Source organism: Eikenella longinqua (genome assembly GCF_001648355.1).
Taxonomy (GTDB): Bacteria; Pseudomonadota; Gammaproteobacteria; order Burkholderiales; family Neisseriaceae; genus Eikenella; species Eikenella longinqua.
Window position 1 is genome coordinate 200,747 of the sequence record NZ_LXSL01000011.1, and the last position, 15,922, is coordinate 216,668.

A 15,922-nucleotide genomic window follows, 5' to 3' on the forward strand; every position below is an offset into this window, starting at 1 on the left:
AACAGGTTTCTCCAGTTTCATCAACCTATTACCAAGAAAGACATCGATTATGCCGAAATTCCTACTGGTGCCCCTGGGCGCCAAAACCGGTCTCACCAGCATTTCCCTCGGCCTCCTGCGCGCCATCCAGCGCAGCGGCCGCCGCCCCGCCTACTACAAACCCGTCTCCGACACACCCACGCCCGACGGCAGCACCGACAGCGCCGTAGTGTTTGCCAACAAGCTGTTCCACCTCAACCCGCCCGGCCCGCAGCCGCTCTCCAAAGTGGAAGAGCTGATCAGCGCCGGCCGCGACGACGATTTGATTGAGCTGATGGTGTCCGATTTCGACCGGGTTACCGCCGCCGAACACGATGTGGCCGTGATCGAAGGCGTGGTGCCCGACGACGAGCGCAGCTTCCTCACCAGCAAAAACGCCCAAATCGCCGCCTCGCTGAACGCCAGCATCATCCTGGTGGCCGCCGTGGGCAAACACAGCGCCGAGCAGGTGGCCGACCAAATCAACCTCGCCGCCCACGAATACGACAACAGCCACACCGAAGTGGCCGGCTTCATCCTCAACCGCTACCACGGCAGCGACGCCAAAGCCTTCGCCGCCGAAGTTTCCGCCAAAGTGCGCGGCAAGCTGCCCTGCTTGGGCGTGGTGCCCTTCTCGCCCGAGCACTCCCTGCGACGCGTGGCCGATATTGCAGGCTACCTGAACGCGCAAGTGATTGCCGGCGAAGCACACTTGGGCAACCGCACCAAAGAAATCGTAGTGGCCGCGCAAAACGCCGCCCAAATGCACCACCGCATCACTTCCGGCGCATTGGTAATCACCCCCGGCGACCGCGAAGACATCCTGATGGCCGCCTCGCTGAAAATCCTCAGCGGCGTGCCGCTGGCCGGCCTGCTGATTACCTGCGGCACGCCGCCCTCCCAGGCCGTGCAGGGCATCATCAGCCCCGCCCTGAGCCACAACGTGCCGGTGCTGCTCACCGAGCTCGACACCTTCGCCACCGCCTACGCGCTGGCCCTCCAAGACCAAACCATCCCCGCCGACGACAGCGAGCGCATGGAAACCATGGTGGATTTCGTGGCCGAGCATGTGGACGTGGAAACCCTGTGCCGCAACATCGGCAAGCCGCGCCAGCTGCTGATGTCACCGCCCGCCTTCCGCTTCCGCATGATGGAGCAGGCACGTGCCGCCAACAAACGCATCGTGCTGCCGGAAGGCGACGAGCCGCGCACCGTGGAAGCCGCCGCCATCTGCCAGAGCAAAGGCATCGCCCGCTGCGTGCTCCTGGCCAAGCCGGAAGCCGTGCGCGAAGTGGCCGCCAACCGCGGCATCACGCTACCTGAAAGCCTGGAAATCATCGACCCCGACAGCATCCGCGAGCAATACGTCGCCCCGATGGTGGAGCTGCGCAAACACAAAGGCCTCACCCCCGGCCTCGCCAGCCAGGCCCTGGAAGACAGCGTGGTGCTCGGCACCATGATGCTGCAACAAGGCGACGTGGACGGCCTGGTGTCCGGCGCGGTACACACCACCGCCAACACCATCCGCCCCGCCCTGCAGCTGATTAAAACCGCCCCCGGCGCCAGCCTGGTATCCAGTGTGTTCTTCATGCTGATGCCCGAGCAAGTGTTGGTGTACGGCGACTGCGCGGTAAACCCCGAGCCCACCGCCGCCGAGCTGGCCGATATCGCCATCCAATCGGCCGAATCCGCCAAAGCCTTCGGCATCGAGCCGAGAGTGGCCATGATTTCCTACTCCACCGGCACCTCCGGCAGCGGCGCCGATGTGGAAAAAGTGAAAGAAGCCACCAAGCTGGCGCAAGAAAAACGCCCGGATCTGCTCATCGACGGCCCGCTGCAATACGACGCCGCCAGCGTGCCCAGCGTCGGCCGCCAGAAAGCGCCCGACAGTAAAGTCGCCGGCCAGGCCAATGTGTTCGTCTTCCCCGACCTGAACACCGGCAACACCACCTACAAAGCCGTGCAGCGCAGCGCCAACGTATTGAGCGTCGGCCCCATGCTGCAAGGCCTGCGCAAACCGGTAAACGACCTGTCGCGCGGCGCATTGGTGGACGACATCGTGTACACCATCGCGCTCACCGCCATCCAATCGGTGCAGATGAGCAAATAAGCCCGGCGGTCGCAAGGCCGTAACGCACCAGATAAAAGGCTACCTGAAAAACCGCTCTCGGTTTTAGCTTCGCAGAAACTCGCGTTGCTCGTTTTTCAGGTAGCCTTTTTAGCTGCACAGCATTGCCCGACCGATTCGCCGTATTCAGCCGCCATTTTCAGGCAGCCCCGATAATTCCCCCTGCATCAGCAGCCCTTCTGTGGCATAATCCCCGCACCCCGCACGCACGGAAATCAGAAGCAAACCACCACCACTAACAACAATGGATTGAAACAAAATAATTTTCAGGTAGCCCCAAAGGCTACCTGAAAATGATAGAATCCCACCCCAAACCAACCCAGCCTGCCGCACCCGATTCCAAACAAAACACCAAACCAATCAACGTGCAGCAGGCTACCTGAAAATACTAAACGACGCCCCGATGAGCACCCAAACCCTTTTAATCGAACTCCTCACCGAAGAACTCCCCCCAAAAGCCCTGAACAATTTGGGCAAGCACTTCGCCGCTTCCGTTGCCGAAGGCTTGGAAAAAGCGCAACTGACTGACGGTGCCGCCGAATTTACGGCTTATGCCTCGCCGCGCCGTTTGGCGGTTCAAGTCAAAAACGTCAAAGCCGTGCAAGCCGATCAGAAAATCGTGAAAAAAGGCCCTGCCGTGGCAAATGCCATGAAAGACGGTGTGCCGACCAAGGCTCTGGAAGGTTTTGCACGCGGGGCGGGCGCGAAAATCGAAGACCTGACCATCGTCCACGACGGCAAGCAGGATGTCTATGCCTACGAATACGTCCAAACCGGCAAACCCTTGGGCGAACTTCTGGAAGACATTATCAATCAGGCAGTTAAAAAGCTGCCGATTCCGAAAGTGATGCGCTGGGGCAGCAGCACGTTTACCTTCGTGCGCCCCGTTCACGGGCTGATTGTGCTGCACGGCGGCGACATCGTGGACGTCAGCGTTTTGGGTCTGCAAAGCGGCAATCAAACCTTGGGACACCGCTTCCTGTCCAGCGGCGAAATCACCATTGAAAACGCCGACAGCTACGCCGAACAAATGCGCGGTCAAGGCAAAGTCGTTGCTTCGTTTGCCGAGCGCAAAGCTGCCATTCAGACTGCCTTGAACGAACAGGCAGGTCGTCTGAAAGCCACCGTAGCCGCCGATGAAGCCCTGCTGGACGAAGTAACCGCATTGGTTGAGTATCCCGTTGTTTTGGAAGCCGGTTTTGAAGAACATTTCCTCGCTGTGCCGCAGGAATGCCTGATTCTGACCATGCAGCAAAACCAAAAATACTTCCCGCTGCTCGACCAAAACGGCAAGCTGATGAACCGCTTTTTGCTGGTGTCCAACCTGCAAACCGAAGACCCGACGCACATCATCCAAGGCAACGAACGCGTTTTGCGCGCGCGCCTGTCTGATGCCGAGTTCTTCTACAAGCAAGACCAAAAAGCGACTTTGGAAAGCCGCCTGCCCAAGCTGGCAAACGTGGTTTATCACAACAAAATCGGTTCGCAAGCCGAACGCATCGAACGCCTGCAAAGCATCGCTGCACACATCGCCAAAGCATTGGGTGCGAATGCCGCAGCAGCCGAACGCGCCGCGCGCCTTGCCAAAGCCGACTTGGTTACCGAAATGGTCGGCGAGTTCCCCGAGCTGCAAGGCACGATGGGCAAATACTACGCCCGCTTGGATGGCGAAACCGAAGAAATCGCCGAAGCCCTCGAGCAGCACTATCAGCCGCGTTTTGCAGGAGACAGGCTACCTGAAAATAAAATCGCCACCACCGTCGCGCTTGCCGACAAGCTGGAAACCTTGGTCGGCATCTGGGGCATCGGTCTGATTCCCACCGGCGACAAAGACCCCTACGCCCTGCGCCGCGCCGCCTTGGGTATTTTGCGGATGCTGATGCACTACGGCTTGGATGTAAACGACCTGATTCAGACGACCTTCGACAGCTTCCCCAAAGGTTTGCTCAACGAAAAAACGCCGTCTGAAACCGCCGACTTCATGCAGGCGCGCCTTGCCGTGTTGTTGCAAAACGACTATCCGCAAGACATCGTCGCCGCCGTACTCGCCAAACAGCCGCGCCGTTTGGACGATTTGACCGCCAAACTGCAAGCCGTTGCCGCATTCAAACAACTGCCCGAAGCCGCCGCGCTTGCCGCTGCCAACAAACGCGTGCAAAACCTGCTGAAAAAAGCCGATGCCGCGCTGGACGAAGTCGATGAAAGCCTGCTGCAACAAGACGAAGAAAAAGCCCTCTTCGCCGCCGCACAAGGCTTGCAGCCGAAAATCGCCGCCGCCGTAGCTGCAGGCAATTTCCAGGCCGCCTTGTCCGAGTTGGCTTCCGTCAAACCTCAAGTCGATGCCTTCTTCGACGGCGTGATGGTGATGGCAGAAGACCCCGCCGTCAAACAAAACCGCCTGAACCTGCTCAACCGCTTGGCGGAACAGATGAACGCAGTGGCGGATATTGCGGTATTGGGGGAGTAGCCCTAGTTTTCAGGTAGCCTATCCATGTCATTTAAAAGCACATATAAGCAACTAAAACAAAAATGGGCAGCATTGCGGCTACGTATAGCCAAAACCCTGCTGGACCGGTCACCTGATATCCATATTGCCGAACTGAACCCTCACACCATAACAGGCATAGTTTTTCTGCGGCAAGATGGGAAAATTGGCGATTATATCGTCAGTTCTTTTGCGTTTCGCGAAATCAAAAGAATTAATCCGAATATCCGCATTGGCGTTATCTGCAACCATAAAAATCAAGCCATATTCACCAATAATCCATATATTGATGCCTTGCATGTTGTTAGAGCCAAATCAACCATCAGCTATTATCTAACCGCCCGATCGCTAGCCAAACAATATGATATTGCTATTGAACCAAGCTTGGTATTTCGCCCGCGTGATTTGATTCTACTGCACGAACTGAAATGTTCATATAATATCGGCCTAGCAAAGGATAATTATAAAATATTCAATTTAAATATTACCAACACACAGCAGCATTATAGTGATATTTATCAACAAGCTTTAGCGCTATGTGGCTTCTCTAATATCGATACAGACTATAATCTGCCCGTTCATGTGGAATCTGATGCTGCTATACAGAATTTTCTCGCACACCATCATCCATTAAATTATACTGTGGTTAATTTCTTTGGTGCATCTAAAGCACGGCAGTTTAATGACAACAATATTCGCCATATCTTAAACAAGCTTACCAACACTTTTCCTAATCATCACTTTATTTTACTAACCTATCCAGAAGTTACCCCTTCATTAGAAAATATTTGTACCGAATACCCAACGGTATTTATTTATAAAAACACAAGCACTATTTTTGATAGCATAGAAATTATCCGCCATTCAGAAACAGTTATCACTCCCGATACTGCGATAATCCATATTGCTTCTGGCTTAAATAAAAACATTATTGGCCTATATCACGACCACCAGCAAAACCTGACTAACTGGCACCCAAGAAGCAAACAGGCGCATCTGATCTTTTTTAAAAACAATATCAACGAAATTACTCCCAACCAAATATGTACAGCATTGCAGCAAGTATTTGATAAAACTACTAGATAAAAAAATAAATTGATTATGGATAAACCTGTTATTCTGCTTGGCATGATTAACGATGCCGGAATTGCCAAAATAGTAGCGGAAGCACTGGCTTATCATGGCTTTGAGGTAATCGATTACTCACTTGACTCGCTAACGTTTGAATATCCAAACCTAATATCTCGCTTATCCACACAATGGAAAAAATTGCAAGGCAATAAACAAGCAAAAAAAGAACTGATGGTTCAGCTCAAACAGCAAGAAATCCAAGAACAGCTAAGTAAACATCCTTATTTTGATTATGCTTTGTTTATCCGGTCAGATGTTTATCCAGACAACTTTCTAAAAGAAATCAAACAAAAAAGCAGTTTGTTTATAAATTATCAATGGGATGCAGTTAGCCGCTTTCCAGCTGCACTCAAACAAATTGATTTATTTGATCGCTTTTATGTCTTCGATCCTGATGATTTATCTCTTTTCCCAAATAAGCTATATCCTGCCACTAGTTTCTATTTCGACCATATTCCAAGCCCTTCAACTGATAACATATCCGATGATATTTATTTTCTTGGAGCACATCGAGAAGACAGAAAAGAACAAATTATCCGATTCTGCCAGTATGCCAAACAGGCTGGATGGAAATTAAATTTCCAGATTTCCTGCCCCAACCACCCGGAAGCACCACACGAATACCCTGTTGATAATATCCAATTTCATAAAGGTATTTCTTACAGGCAAAATATTATCAATGCACAAAATTGCGGAGTACTGGCCGACTTCGTAATCAGTTCTCACAAAGGGCTTTCCTTGAGAACTTTTGAAGCCATTGGCTATCGTAAAAAATTAATTACAACCAATTCTGAAGTAAAGAAATATGATTTCTATCACCCTAATAATATCTACATTCTAAATGAAAATAATCTTGATGGAATAAAAAATTTCTTAATCATCCCATACTATAATATTTCTTCAGAAATTATTAAAAAATATAGCTTTGGGAATTGGATACAATATCTATTGCAGATTAATCCCTACCTACCAATTAGTTTACCCAACTTACCCACATTATGAATAAAAAAACTGTTATTCTCGCTATGCCCCCTATCTTTGGTATACACCAAGCTATTGCCGATAACTTACGCTTTCATGGTTTTGAGGTTATTGAAATCATATATGGAGAAGATAGGAAATTTATTTACTCGAATATCTGGCAGCATGCGAAAAAAATCTTCTTCAGAAATATTCTACGGCAACGTGAGTATAAAAAAGAACAACTTTTTAAATCATACGCTAGCCATTTTATAAAACAATTAAATGCCATCGATGGGCAAGTTGATTATTGTCTAATGTTTTGGCCTGGAGGCTTTCCTAGTTCGTTTATTCAAACCCTCCGGAGAAAAAGTCGCTTAATGGTGCATTATAACTGGGAAAGGCTTGATTTTCTTGAGCATGAATTTTATAAAATTCGCTATTTTGATAAGTTTTTATTTTTTGATCCATATGACATTGGAAAAAAACAAAGCTATCATGAAAAGCTTATTCCAATAACCAGCTTCTGGATTGATTGTTATCCAGAAAATAATGAGTCTACTAACAGTTTACTATTTGTCGGATCTCATGCAAAGCAACGAACTAAAAGTATACAAATATTTTATCAAGTTGCAAAAAAGAATAATATTCCTATAGAGTTTTATATCTGTGCCCAAGATGGTAATATCGAGCGAGCTCAGGAAGAGCTGAAAATTGAGGAAGCCAAGTATTACCCAGCCTCCGAATCTATTTCTTATCCAGAATATCTTAAAATGGTAAAGAAATCTAGTATATTAATAGATTTTCTTAATGAAAAGCATTATGGCTTATCGCTACGTATCTTTGAAGCAATCGGATATGAGAAAAAAATAATAACCACCAATCCAACCATATTTAATTATGATTTTTATCATCCAAATAATATGTTTCTATGGAATGGCAAGAATATTGATGAGCTTAAACAGTTTATGCAGACTCCATACCATAAACTTTCTGATGAATTAAAAAACAAATATAGTTTTAAAAATTGGATATATTTTGTTTTTGATATTTACCCTAACATACCAATTACTCTTCCAAATCTTGATTTATTATAAGTAGACACTATTATGAAGAATAATCCTGTAATTTTATTAGGTTCCTACCAGGTAAATGATATCTACAGACTAATCATTACCCATTTAATAGATATGGGTTACAAGGTTGTTGATATAAGCTATAATCATGAACCACCTCCTTTTAAATATCGCTCTCTAACTACTCGGTTATTAGTATTATTTAAACGAATAATTTTTCGGCAAAAGAATGCTAAGCAGAAGCTAATTCAAAAAGAAAAAGATCTATATATTGAAAGCGTAAATAAACAAGTCAGTAAGAAGCTTGACCAATATAAATCTTTTGATTTTTCAATAATCCTTGGGGGACAGATATATCACAAAAATCATCTACTTGAAATAAAAAGAAAAACTAAAAATTTAATGGTTGCTTACCAAAGTGATGGTTTAACTAGATTTCCCAAAATTTTTGACTGTTTAGACATTTTCCATAAAGTATACATTTTTGATCCTAAAGACTATAAATCCTATAAGAACAGCATAACTAATCTCTATCCAGCTACGAATTTCTACTTTGATAGAATTACCTTTAATACAGGAAAATCTAACATTCCCTATTCATTCTATTTCCGAGGAGTACACTTAGATGAATTAAGTCGTGCTAAATCAATCTCCGTATTTGCCAAATATGCATTACAGAATAATTTAAATACAGATATTACTATATATCATCTTAATAATAGATCCTTTAAGAAGCATAACAAGTTGTATCCTTCTAATGTAAAAGCATCACTACAAGCAATCCCTTTTTCTGAAAATATTGAAAATGAAAAAAACAGTTGGTGCCTTCTCGATTTTTGCACTCCCATTCATACCGGAGTTTCTTTCCGAACTATTGAAGCAATAGGGTACCAAAAGAAATTAATTACTACTAATCATTGGGTGAAAACTTATGACTTTTATCATCCTAATAACATTTTTATTTGGGATGGGGAAAATATTAATAGCGAAGAATTAGATTCATTTTTGAATTCTCCCTACTATGATATTGGAGATCTCATTAGGAAGAAATATAGTTTTACAAACTGGATCAGGTATTTACTCAATATTCATCCATATCAAGAAATCAACCTGCCTGACTTATGAGATACTATGTAAATATTCAATATTTTAGGAGCTGACGTAGATTAGCAATCTATACTAGGCCATGAAAATGCAGATAAGCAATTGTAAACTAAATAAGAGAATACAAAAGAAACTACTTGAATTTTTTGTGCTCGAAGTTACAACCTGTTCTACTGCCAATATTTTAAGTATACAACCCAACTTCTACCGTAAAGTCCGCATGGTCATTACCCATCATTTTGGCACTAGCTGCCGATGAGGTTTTTGATGGTGCTGCTTAATCGGACGAAAGCTATTTCGGTGGACACCGCAAAGGCAGGCGCGAGCGCGGTGCGGCGGATAAGGCGTGGTATTCGGCATTCTGAAACAACAAGGACAAATCTATACCGCTGTAGCAGATAATGCTAGGTCTGAAACATTACTGCCTGTCATCAAAAAAATCATGTCTGACAGCATTATTTGCACAGGCAGCCAGAGCATTATGACAAGTTGGAGGTGAGTGGTTTTATCTATTACCATATCAACCATGCCAGAGAATTTACAAACTGCCTGAATCACATCAACGCCATTGAGAATTTTTGGAATCAGGCAAAGCGAGTCTTACGCAAATACAACAAAATTGACCGCAAATCTTTCCCGATATTCTTGAAGGAATGCGAATTTTGGTTTAACTTCGGCACACCGTCCCAGCACTTGAATCCCTGCGAAGATGGTGTGGAATTTATGGCTAATCTAGGACAGCCCCAATAATTTATTATAGAGTTAATAATGGCTCACTATCCCTTAATCTCGATTATTATTCCTTGCTATAATACTGCGGACTATCTACCTGAAACTCTCAATAGTCTAGAAGCACAGGAATTTCAAAATTTTGAAATTATTGCAATCGATGATGGTTCTACCGATAATACACTGGAAATTTTAAAAACCTATGCTTTAAAAAATGATAAATTAACTGTTCTGACTCAAGAAAATACTTACTGTGTTAAGGCAAGAATTAATGCAATAAAACATGCCAGAGGAAAATATTTGGTTTGCCTAGATTCAGATGATATAATTTCACCTACTTATTTATCTGAGTGTGTTCAAGAGGCAGAGAAAGATTTAAGTTTGTCTATCGTTTATACAGATGCTGTGCTATTTGGTAGCAAAAATAAACCTTGGAAATTACCAGATTTCTCGTTATCTTCATTTCTATTGACTAATTATATTTATATAACGGCGTTGATCCGGAAGTCACATTATGATGATATTGGTGGGTTTGATGAAAAAATGACCCTTTTTGAAGATTGGGAGCTATTTATTTCACTCATTAAAAATGGTGGGAAAGTAAAAAAAATATCTAAACCTTTATTCTATTACCGACAGCGTGAAGATGAATCATCAGTAACAAATATGGCAACACAGCATAAATATTCAGATAATATATTAAAAATATACAATAAACACTATGATTTTTATAAAGAGAATAAAATATTTATGCACTCTTTTTTTATGAGAGCCTATTCAGATTTATTGAACGAACAAGCTTATAATGAAAGATTAAAAAGGAAGCATAGTAATATTTTTGTTAAATATTTTTATAAATTTTTTAGACCAAAGAGATATGTTATCATTCAAAATAAGCTAAAAGATATAGCATAATTATAGATTATCAACCAAAGTTGAAACCAGATTAATCATGAAGCCAACAGAATTAAATAAGATGATTCTTGATCTTAAAGTATGGATAAAATACCAAAGAAACAAAATCTCAACTACTATAAATCCTTATACCTATGAACAAGGAAAATATACTGACTCCTTCCTGTCAAATTTTCCAAAACGAGAATTGATAACTATTAGATTTGAATCCATACCAAGGGTCATCTATTCTTTTTGGACAGGGGATAACCCAATGTCTCCTGCCCGAAGCCAGCACTTTCAATTATTGAAAAAAAATGCAGATATAGAAGTTGCCTTAATTACACCACAAAATTTGAGTGATTTTATTTTGCCTGCATACCCGCTACATCCTGCCTTCCCTTATTTATCACTAGTACATAAATCAGACTATTTACGTTGCTACTTTATGCACCATTATGGGGGCGGATACAGCGATGTAAAAGCTACCAAACATAGCTGGGAAAACTGTTTCCATCGGCTAGAAAACTCTAATGCCTATTTTTTGGGTTACCCTGAAGTAAAAAAAGAAGACCTTACCCTAATTGGTGGGATTTTAGGTAACGATATGAAATCGTGCTTCAGCCGAATAGCAGGAAATGGTGCTTACATTTTTAAAAAACAAACTCCTTTTACGCAAGAATGGTATACTGAGCTACACCGCAGAATGGATAACTACACAGAACAACTAATAAAACACCCAGGAAATATTTTAGGTGATAATTATGGTTATCCTATTCCTTGGTTTAATATTTTAGGTGATATTTTCCACCCCCTTTGCTTAAAATATCATGAAAGAATACTGCTCGATTCTAAAATTAGGCCTTGTACCCATAATTATCGTTGATGATTAATTTTATTCTTGCTTAAAAATTCGGTTATGAAACTCCTCCTCACCGGCGGCGCCGGCTTTATCGGCTCGGCAGTTGTCCGCCACATCATCGGCAATACCCAAGACTCCGTTGTCAATCTCGACAAGCTCACTTATGCGGGCAACCTCGAATCCTTGGCAGAAGTTTCAGGTAGCCCCCGCTATGACTTTGAGCAAGTGGACATTTGCAATCGCGCCAAGCTCGACCGCGTGTTTGCCCAACACCAGCCCGATGCCGTGATGCATTTGGCGGCAGAAAGCCATGTCGATCGCTCCATCGATTCCGCCGGCGAATTTATCCAAACCAATATCGTCGGCACTTTTCATCTGCTCGAAGCCGCCCGCGCCTATTGGCAAGGGCTACCTGAAAACCGCCGCACCGCCTTCCGCTTCCACCATATCTCCACCGACGAAGTGTATGGCGATTTGCACGGCACGGATGATCTATTCACCGAAACCACGCCCTACGCCCCCTCCAGCCCCTATTCCGCCAGCAAAGCCTCCAGCGACCATCTCGTGCGCGCCTGGCAGCGCACCTACGGCCTACCCGCCCTCATCACCAACTGCTCCAACAACTACGGCCCCTACCACTTCCCCGAAAAACTCATCCCCCTGATGATTTTAAACGCGCTATCCGGCAAACCCCTGCCCGTGTATGGCAACGGCCAGCAAATCCGCGATTGGCTCTTCGTGGAAGACCACGCCCGCGCGCTATACCAAGTCATCACCCAAGGCCAAATCGGCGAAAGCTACAACATCGGCGGCCACAACGAAAAAACCAACCTCGAAGTAGTGCAAACCATCTGCGCCCTGCTTGAAGAACTCGTGCCGCAGAAGCCCGCCGGCGTGGCACATTATGCCGACCTCATCACCTTCGTGCCCGACCGCCCCGGCCACGATTTGCGCTACGCCATCGACGCCGCCAAAATCGGCCGCGAGCTCGGCTGGCAGCCGCAGGAAACCTTTGAATCCGGCATGCGCAAAACCGTACAATGGTATCTCGACAACCGCGCCTGGTGGCAACACATCCTTGACGGCAGCTATCGCCTCGAGCGCCTCGGCCTCAAACCCTGATTTCGGAGAAGCGAATGAACATCCGCCACACCGCCCTGCTCGGCTTTATCGCCCTCGGCCTCGCCGCCACCGGCATGGCCCAAGCCAAGCCGCAGCCCCATCGCGCCACTGCCGCCGCACACCACCAGCAACAGCGCGCCGACGGCAGCAGCCAAGAGCGCGCCATCGTGATCCACGAAAACGATACCCCGCGCGGCATTGCCGCCGAAAACCGCTGGATTGCGCAAAACATGCCCGGCTACCGCAAAGTCGGCCAAGCCCTGATCCAAGGGCAACACGGCATTTACGACCGCATCAGCGTGGCCGGCCCAAACGGCGAACGCAAAGAAATGTTCTTTGAAATCAGCGAATTCTTCGGCCGCTACAACGGCAAACTGCTGGGCACCGAATAAGCACGCCAGCCAACCAACACAGGCTACCTGAAAGCGTAAGCTTCAACGCAGTGAAAACAAACTTTGCGAGTTTCTGCGAAGCGAAAATTTTTCAGGTAGCCTGCTACCAAAGGGAAACAAAAGCATGAAAGGCATTATCCTCGCCGGCGGTTCCGGCACACGGCTCTACCCCATCACACGCGGCGTATCCAAACAACTCATGCCCGTGTACGACAAACCGATGATCTACTACCCCCTGTCCGTGCTCATGCTCGCCGGCATCCGCGACATCCTCATCATCACCACCCCCGAAGACAACGCCGCCTTCCGCCGCCTGCTCGGCAACGGCGCCGACTTCGGCATTCGCCTGCAATACGCCGAGCAGCCCAGCCCCGACGGCCTCGCCCAAGCCTTCATCATCGGCGAAGAATTCATCGGCAATAGCAACGTCTGCCTCGTGCTCGGCGACAACATCTTCTACGGCCAATCCTTCACCCAAACCCTGCAGCAAGCCGCCGCCAAAACCCACGGCGCCACCGTGTTCGGCTACCAAGTGAAAGACCCGGAGCGCTTCGGCGTTGTCGAGTTCGACAGCCAATTCAACGCCCTCTCCATCGAAGAAAAGCCCGCCAAACCCAAATCCAATTGGGCGGTAACCGGCCTCTATTTCTACGACCAGCGCGTGGCCGAATTCGCCAAACAAATCAAACCCTCCCCACGCGGCGAGCTCGAAATTTCCGACCTCAACCAGCTCTATCTCGAAGACGGCAGCCTCTCCGTGCAGCTGCTCGGCCGCGGCTTCGCCTGGCTCGACACCGGCACGCACGAAAGTCTGCACGAAGCCGCCGCCTTCGTGCGCACCATCCAAAACGTGCAAGCCCTTCAGGTAGCCTGCCTCGAAGAAATCGCCTGGCGCAACGGCTGGCTCTCCAACGAGCAACTGGCCGCTTTGGCCCGGCCCATGGCCAAAAACCAATACGGCCAATACCTGCTGCGCCTGCTGGCAAAATAATCCTTGGCGTTCCCATTATGAAATCCACCCTCCTCCTCGCCCTCCTGCTCATCGTACCGCTTGGCCGCGCCGACATATCCTTCGTCCACCCCATGACGCCGGCCGAGTGCAAACAAGCCCTCACCGACAGCCTGGAAATGTATGTCGATGCCCGCCACTGCGAAAAAGCCGACACCGAGCAAACCCGCCAGCGCGCCCTAATCGGCTGGTATGCCGTGGGCGAGCTCAACAGCAAATCCGGCAACGAGGCATTCCAACGCTGCACCCTCAGCCCCGAACAGCGCCAAGATCTCTCCAACCTAAGCAAACACTACGAAGCCATCATGCGCAGTCCAGAACGCCTGCAAAGCTTCTGCACCCCCACCCGCCGCGCCCGCATCGCGCCGCTGTATCCCCGCTACATGCAGCTGCTGCAAGAGCTCGAAAACGCCCGCCGGCAAAGCAGCACGCCCAACTGATTTTCAGGTAGCCTCCCACGCAGGCTACCTGAAAATACAAACGCCAACCTATCCACAATTAAACCCATCCAAATCATGAACATCCTCCCCACCGCCCTCCCCGACGTCAAACTCCTCGAACCCCAAATCCACGGCGACGAACGCGGCTTCTTCATGGAAACCTTCCGCGACAACTGGTTCCGCCAACACATCGCCCCGCGCACCTTCGTGCAAGAAAACCACTCCAAATCCGGCCACGGCGTCTTGCGCGGCCTGCACTACCAAACCGCAAACACCCAAGGCAAACTCGTGCGCGTGATTGCCGGCGAAGTGTTCGACGTGGCCGTCGATCTGCGCCGCCGCTCCCCCACCTTCGGCCAATGGGCCGGCGCCATCCTCTCCGCCGCCAACAAACACCAGCTCTGGGTGCCAGAAGGCTTTGCCCACGGCTTCTACGTGCTCAGCCCCGAAGCCGAATTCGTGTATAAATGCACCGACTACTACAACCCCCAGGCCGAACACTCCCTGCTCTGGAACGACCCCACCGTCGGCATCCAATGGCCATTGCAAGGCGAGCCCAAGCTCTCGCCCAAAGACCTTGCCGGCCAACCCCTGAGCCAAGCCGTATTGTTCGATTAAACCAAACCCACTTTTCAGGTAGCCCCATGAAACTCCTCATCACCGGCCACCAAGGCCAAGTCGGCCAAGCCCTCGTGCAGCAAGCCGCCGCCCGGCATTTTCAGGTAGCCGCCTACGACCGCAGCCAGCTCGACATCGCCGACCCCTCCGCCGTATGGCAGGCCGTTGAGCGCGAGCAGCCCGCCGTCATCATCAACGCCGCCGCCTACACCGCCGTAGACAAAGCCGAAAGCGAGCCCGCCGCCGCCCACGCCGCCAATGCCGCCGGCCCCGCCAACCTCGCTCACGCCGCCCAACACAGCGGAGCCGCCCTGCTGCACATCTCCACCGACTACGTCTTCGACGGCCACACCAGTCGCCCCTACCGCGAAACCGACGCCCCCAACCCCCAAACCATATACGGCCAAAGCAAGCTCGCCGGCGAACAATCCGTCCAAGCCGCCTGCCCCCGCCACATCATTTTGCGCACCGCCTGGGTGTTTGGCGAACACGGCGGCAACTTCGTCAAAACCATGCTCCGCCTCGGCCGCGAACGCGACAGCCTCAGCATCGTGGCCGACCAAGCCGGCGCCCCCACCTACGCCGGCCACATCGCCGCCGCCCTGCTGCACCTCGCCGAGCGCACCCAAAGCGCCCACTGCCCCTACGGCCTCTACCACTTTTCAGGTAGCCCCCACACCACCTGGCACGGATTCGCCGCCGAAATCTTCCGCCGCGCCGCCGAGCAAGGCATCCTGCCCCGCGCCCCGCAACTGAACGCCATCACCACCGCCGACTATCCCACCCCCGCCTGCCGCCCCGCCGATTCCCGCCTCGATTGCAGCAAAATCCACAGCGCCTTCGGCATCCCCCCCAGCGACTGGCAAAGCGCCTTGGGCAATTTGGCCGACTATCTCTAAGCCACAAAATTTTTCAGGTAGCCCCACGGCAGGCTACCTGAAAAAGCGCAAACTC

At 48.9% G+C, this 15,922-nt stretch carries 14 protein-coding genes and 1 pseudogene; all 15 read left to right on the forward strand.

All coding sequences use genetic code 11. The features are described from left to right. The first annotated feature begins 49 nt into the window (after window positions 1-49). The 15 genes and pseudogenes from pta (at window position 50) to rfbD (ending at window position 15,867) form a co-directional block, all read left to right on the forward strand. Window positions 50-2,128 (forward strand): phosphate acetyltransferase, encoded by a 2,079-nt coding sequence (gene pta, locus A7P95_RS01630; RefSeq protein WP_067590125.1) that lies wholly within the window; start codon window positions 50-52, stop codon window positions 2,126-2,128. Between the two features lie 421 nt (window positions 2,129-2,549). Further along, window positions 2,550-4,613, forward strand: a complete 2,064-nt coding sequence (glyS, locus tag A7P95_RS01635; protein ID WP_067590127.1) for a glycine--tRNA ligase subunit beta — start codon at window positions 2,550-2,552, stop codon at window positions 4,611-4,613. 24 nt (window positions 4,614-4,637) lie between these two features. Continuing rightward, window positions 4,638-5,717, forward strand: a complete 1,080-nt coding sequence (locus A7P95_RS10980) for a glycosyltransferase family 9 protein (protein WP_082890672.1) — start codon at window positions 4,638-4,640, stop codon at window positions 5,715-5,717. 15 nt (window positions 5,718-5,732) lie between these two features. Continuing rightward, window positions 5,733-6,764: a WaaS/CpsH family glycosyltransferase gene (locus A7P95_RS10985; protein ID WP_082890673.1), complete on the forward strand. Its 1,032-nt coding sequence runs from the start codon at window positions 5,733-5,735 to the stop codon at window positions 6,762-6,764. Then, complete coding sequence (locus tag A7P95_RS01650) at window positions 6,761-7,819, forward strand: WaaS/CpsH family glycosyltransferase (RefSeq protein WP_067590136.1); 1,059 nt, start codon at window positions 6,761-6,763, stop codon at window positions 7,817-7,819. Before A7P95_RS10985 ends, A7P95_RS01650 begins: the two co-directional genes overlap by 4 nt. Window positions 7,820-7,831: 12 nt before the next feature. Next, entirely contained in the window at window positions 7,832-8,923 is a 1,092-nt protein-coding gene (locus tag A7P95_RS11435) for a WaaS/CpsH family glycosyltransferase (RefSeq protein WP_156503459.1), read from the forward strand. 67 nt (window positions 8,924-8,990) lie between these two features. After that, window positions 8,991-9,633 (forward strand): annotated as a pseudogene (locus A7P95_RS10990) (IS1595 family transposase). 37 nt (window positions 9,634-9,670) lie between these two features. Further along, on the forward strand, window positions 9,671-10,546 hold the full coding sequence (locus tag A7P95_RS10995) for a glycosyltransferase family 2 protein (protein ID WP_082890674.1): 876 nt from the start codon (window positions 9,671-9,673) through the stop codon (window positions 10,544-10,546). A gap of 37 nt (window positions 10,547-10,583) precedes the next feature. Continuing rightward, the gene (locus tag A7P95_RS11000) at window positions 10,584-11,411 is read left to right on the forward strand and encodes a glycosyltransferase family 32 protein (protein WP_245636539.1); all 828 of its coding nucleotides are present in this window, start codon (window positions 10,584-10,586) and stop codon (window positions 11,409-11,411) included. A 33-nt stretch (window positions 11,412-11,444) separates the two neighbouring features. Further along, a complete protein-coding gene (gene rfbB, locus A7P95_RS01660) occupies window positions 11,445-12,509 on the forward strand; it encodes a dTDP-glucose 4,6-dehydratase (protein WP_067590138.1) in 1,065 nt (354 codons plus the stop codon). A 14-nt stretch (window positions 12,510-12,523) separates the two neighbouring features. Then, window positions 12,524-12,901 carry a hypothetical protein gene (locus A7P95_RS01665; protein WP_067590141.1) on the forward strand — a complete coding sequence of 126 codons (378 nt, stop codon included), beginning with the start codon at window positions 12,524-12,526 and terminating at the stop codon, window positions 12,899-12,901. Window positions 12,902-13,025: 124 nt separating this feature from the next. Further along, window positions 13,026-13,892: a glucose-1-phosphate thymidylyltransferase RfbA gene (rfbA, locus tag A7P95_RS01670; protein ID WP_067590144.1), complete on the forward strand. Its 867-nt coding sequence runs from the start codon at window positions 13,026-13,028 to the stop codon at window positions 13,890-13,892. A gap of 17 nt (window positions 13,893-13,909) precedes the next feature. Continuing rightward, a complete protein-coding gene (locus A7P95_RS01675; protein WP_067590147.1) occupies window positions 13,910-14,350 on the forward strand; it encodes a hypothetical protein in 441 nt (146 codons plus the stop codon). Between the two features lie 75 nt (window positions 14,351-14,425). Beyond that, window positions 14,426-14,968 carry a dTDP-4-dehydrorhamnose 3,5-epimerase gene (gene rfbC / locus A7P95_RS01680; protein WP_067590150.1) on the forward strand — a complete coding sequence of 181 codons (543 nt, stop codon included), beginning with the start codon at window positions 14,426-14,428 and terminating at the stop codon, window positions 14,966-14,968. Window positions 14,969-14,994: 26 nt separating this feature from the next. Beyond that, the gene (gene rfbD / locus A7P95_RS01685) at window positions 14,995-15,867 is read left to right on the forward strand and encodes a dTDP-4-dehydrorhamnose reductase (protein WP_067590153.1); all 873 of its coding nucleotides are present in this window, start codon (window positions 14,995-14,997) and stop codon (window positions 15,865-15,867) included. Window positions 15,868-15,922 lie beyond the last annotated feature (55 nt).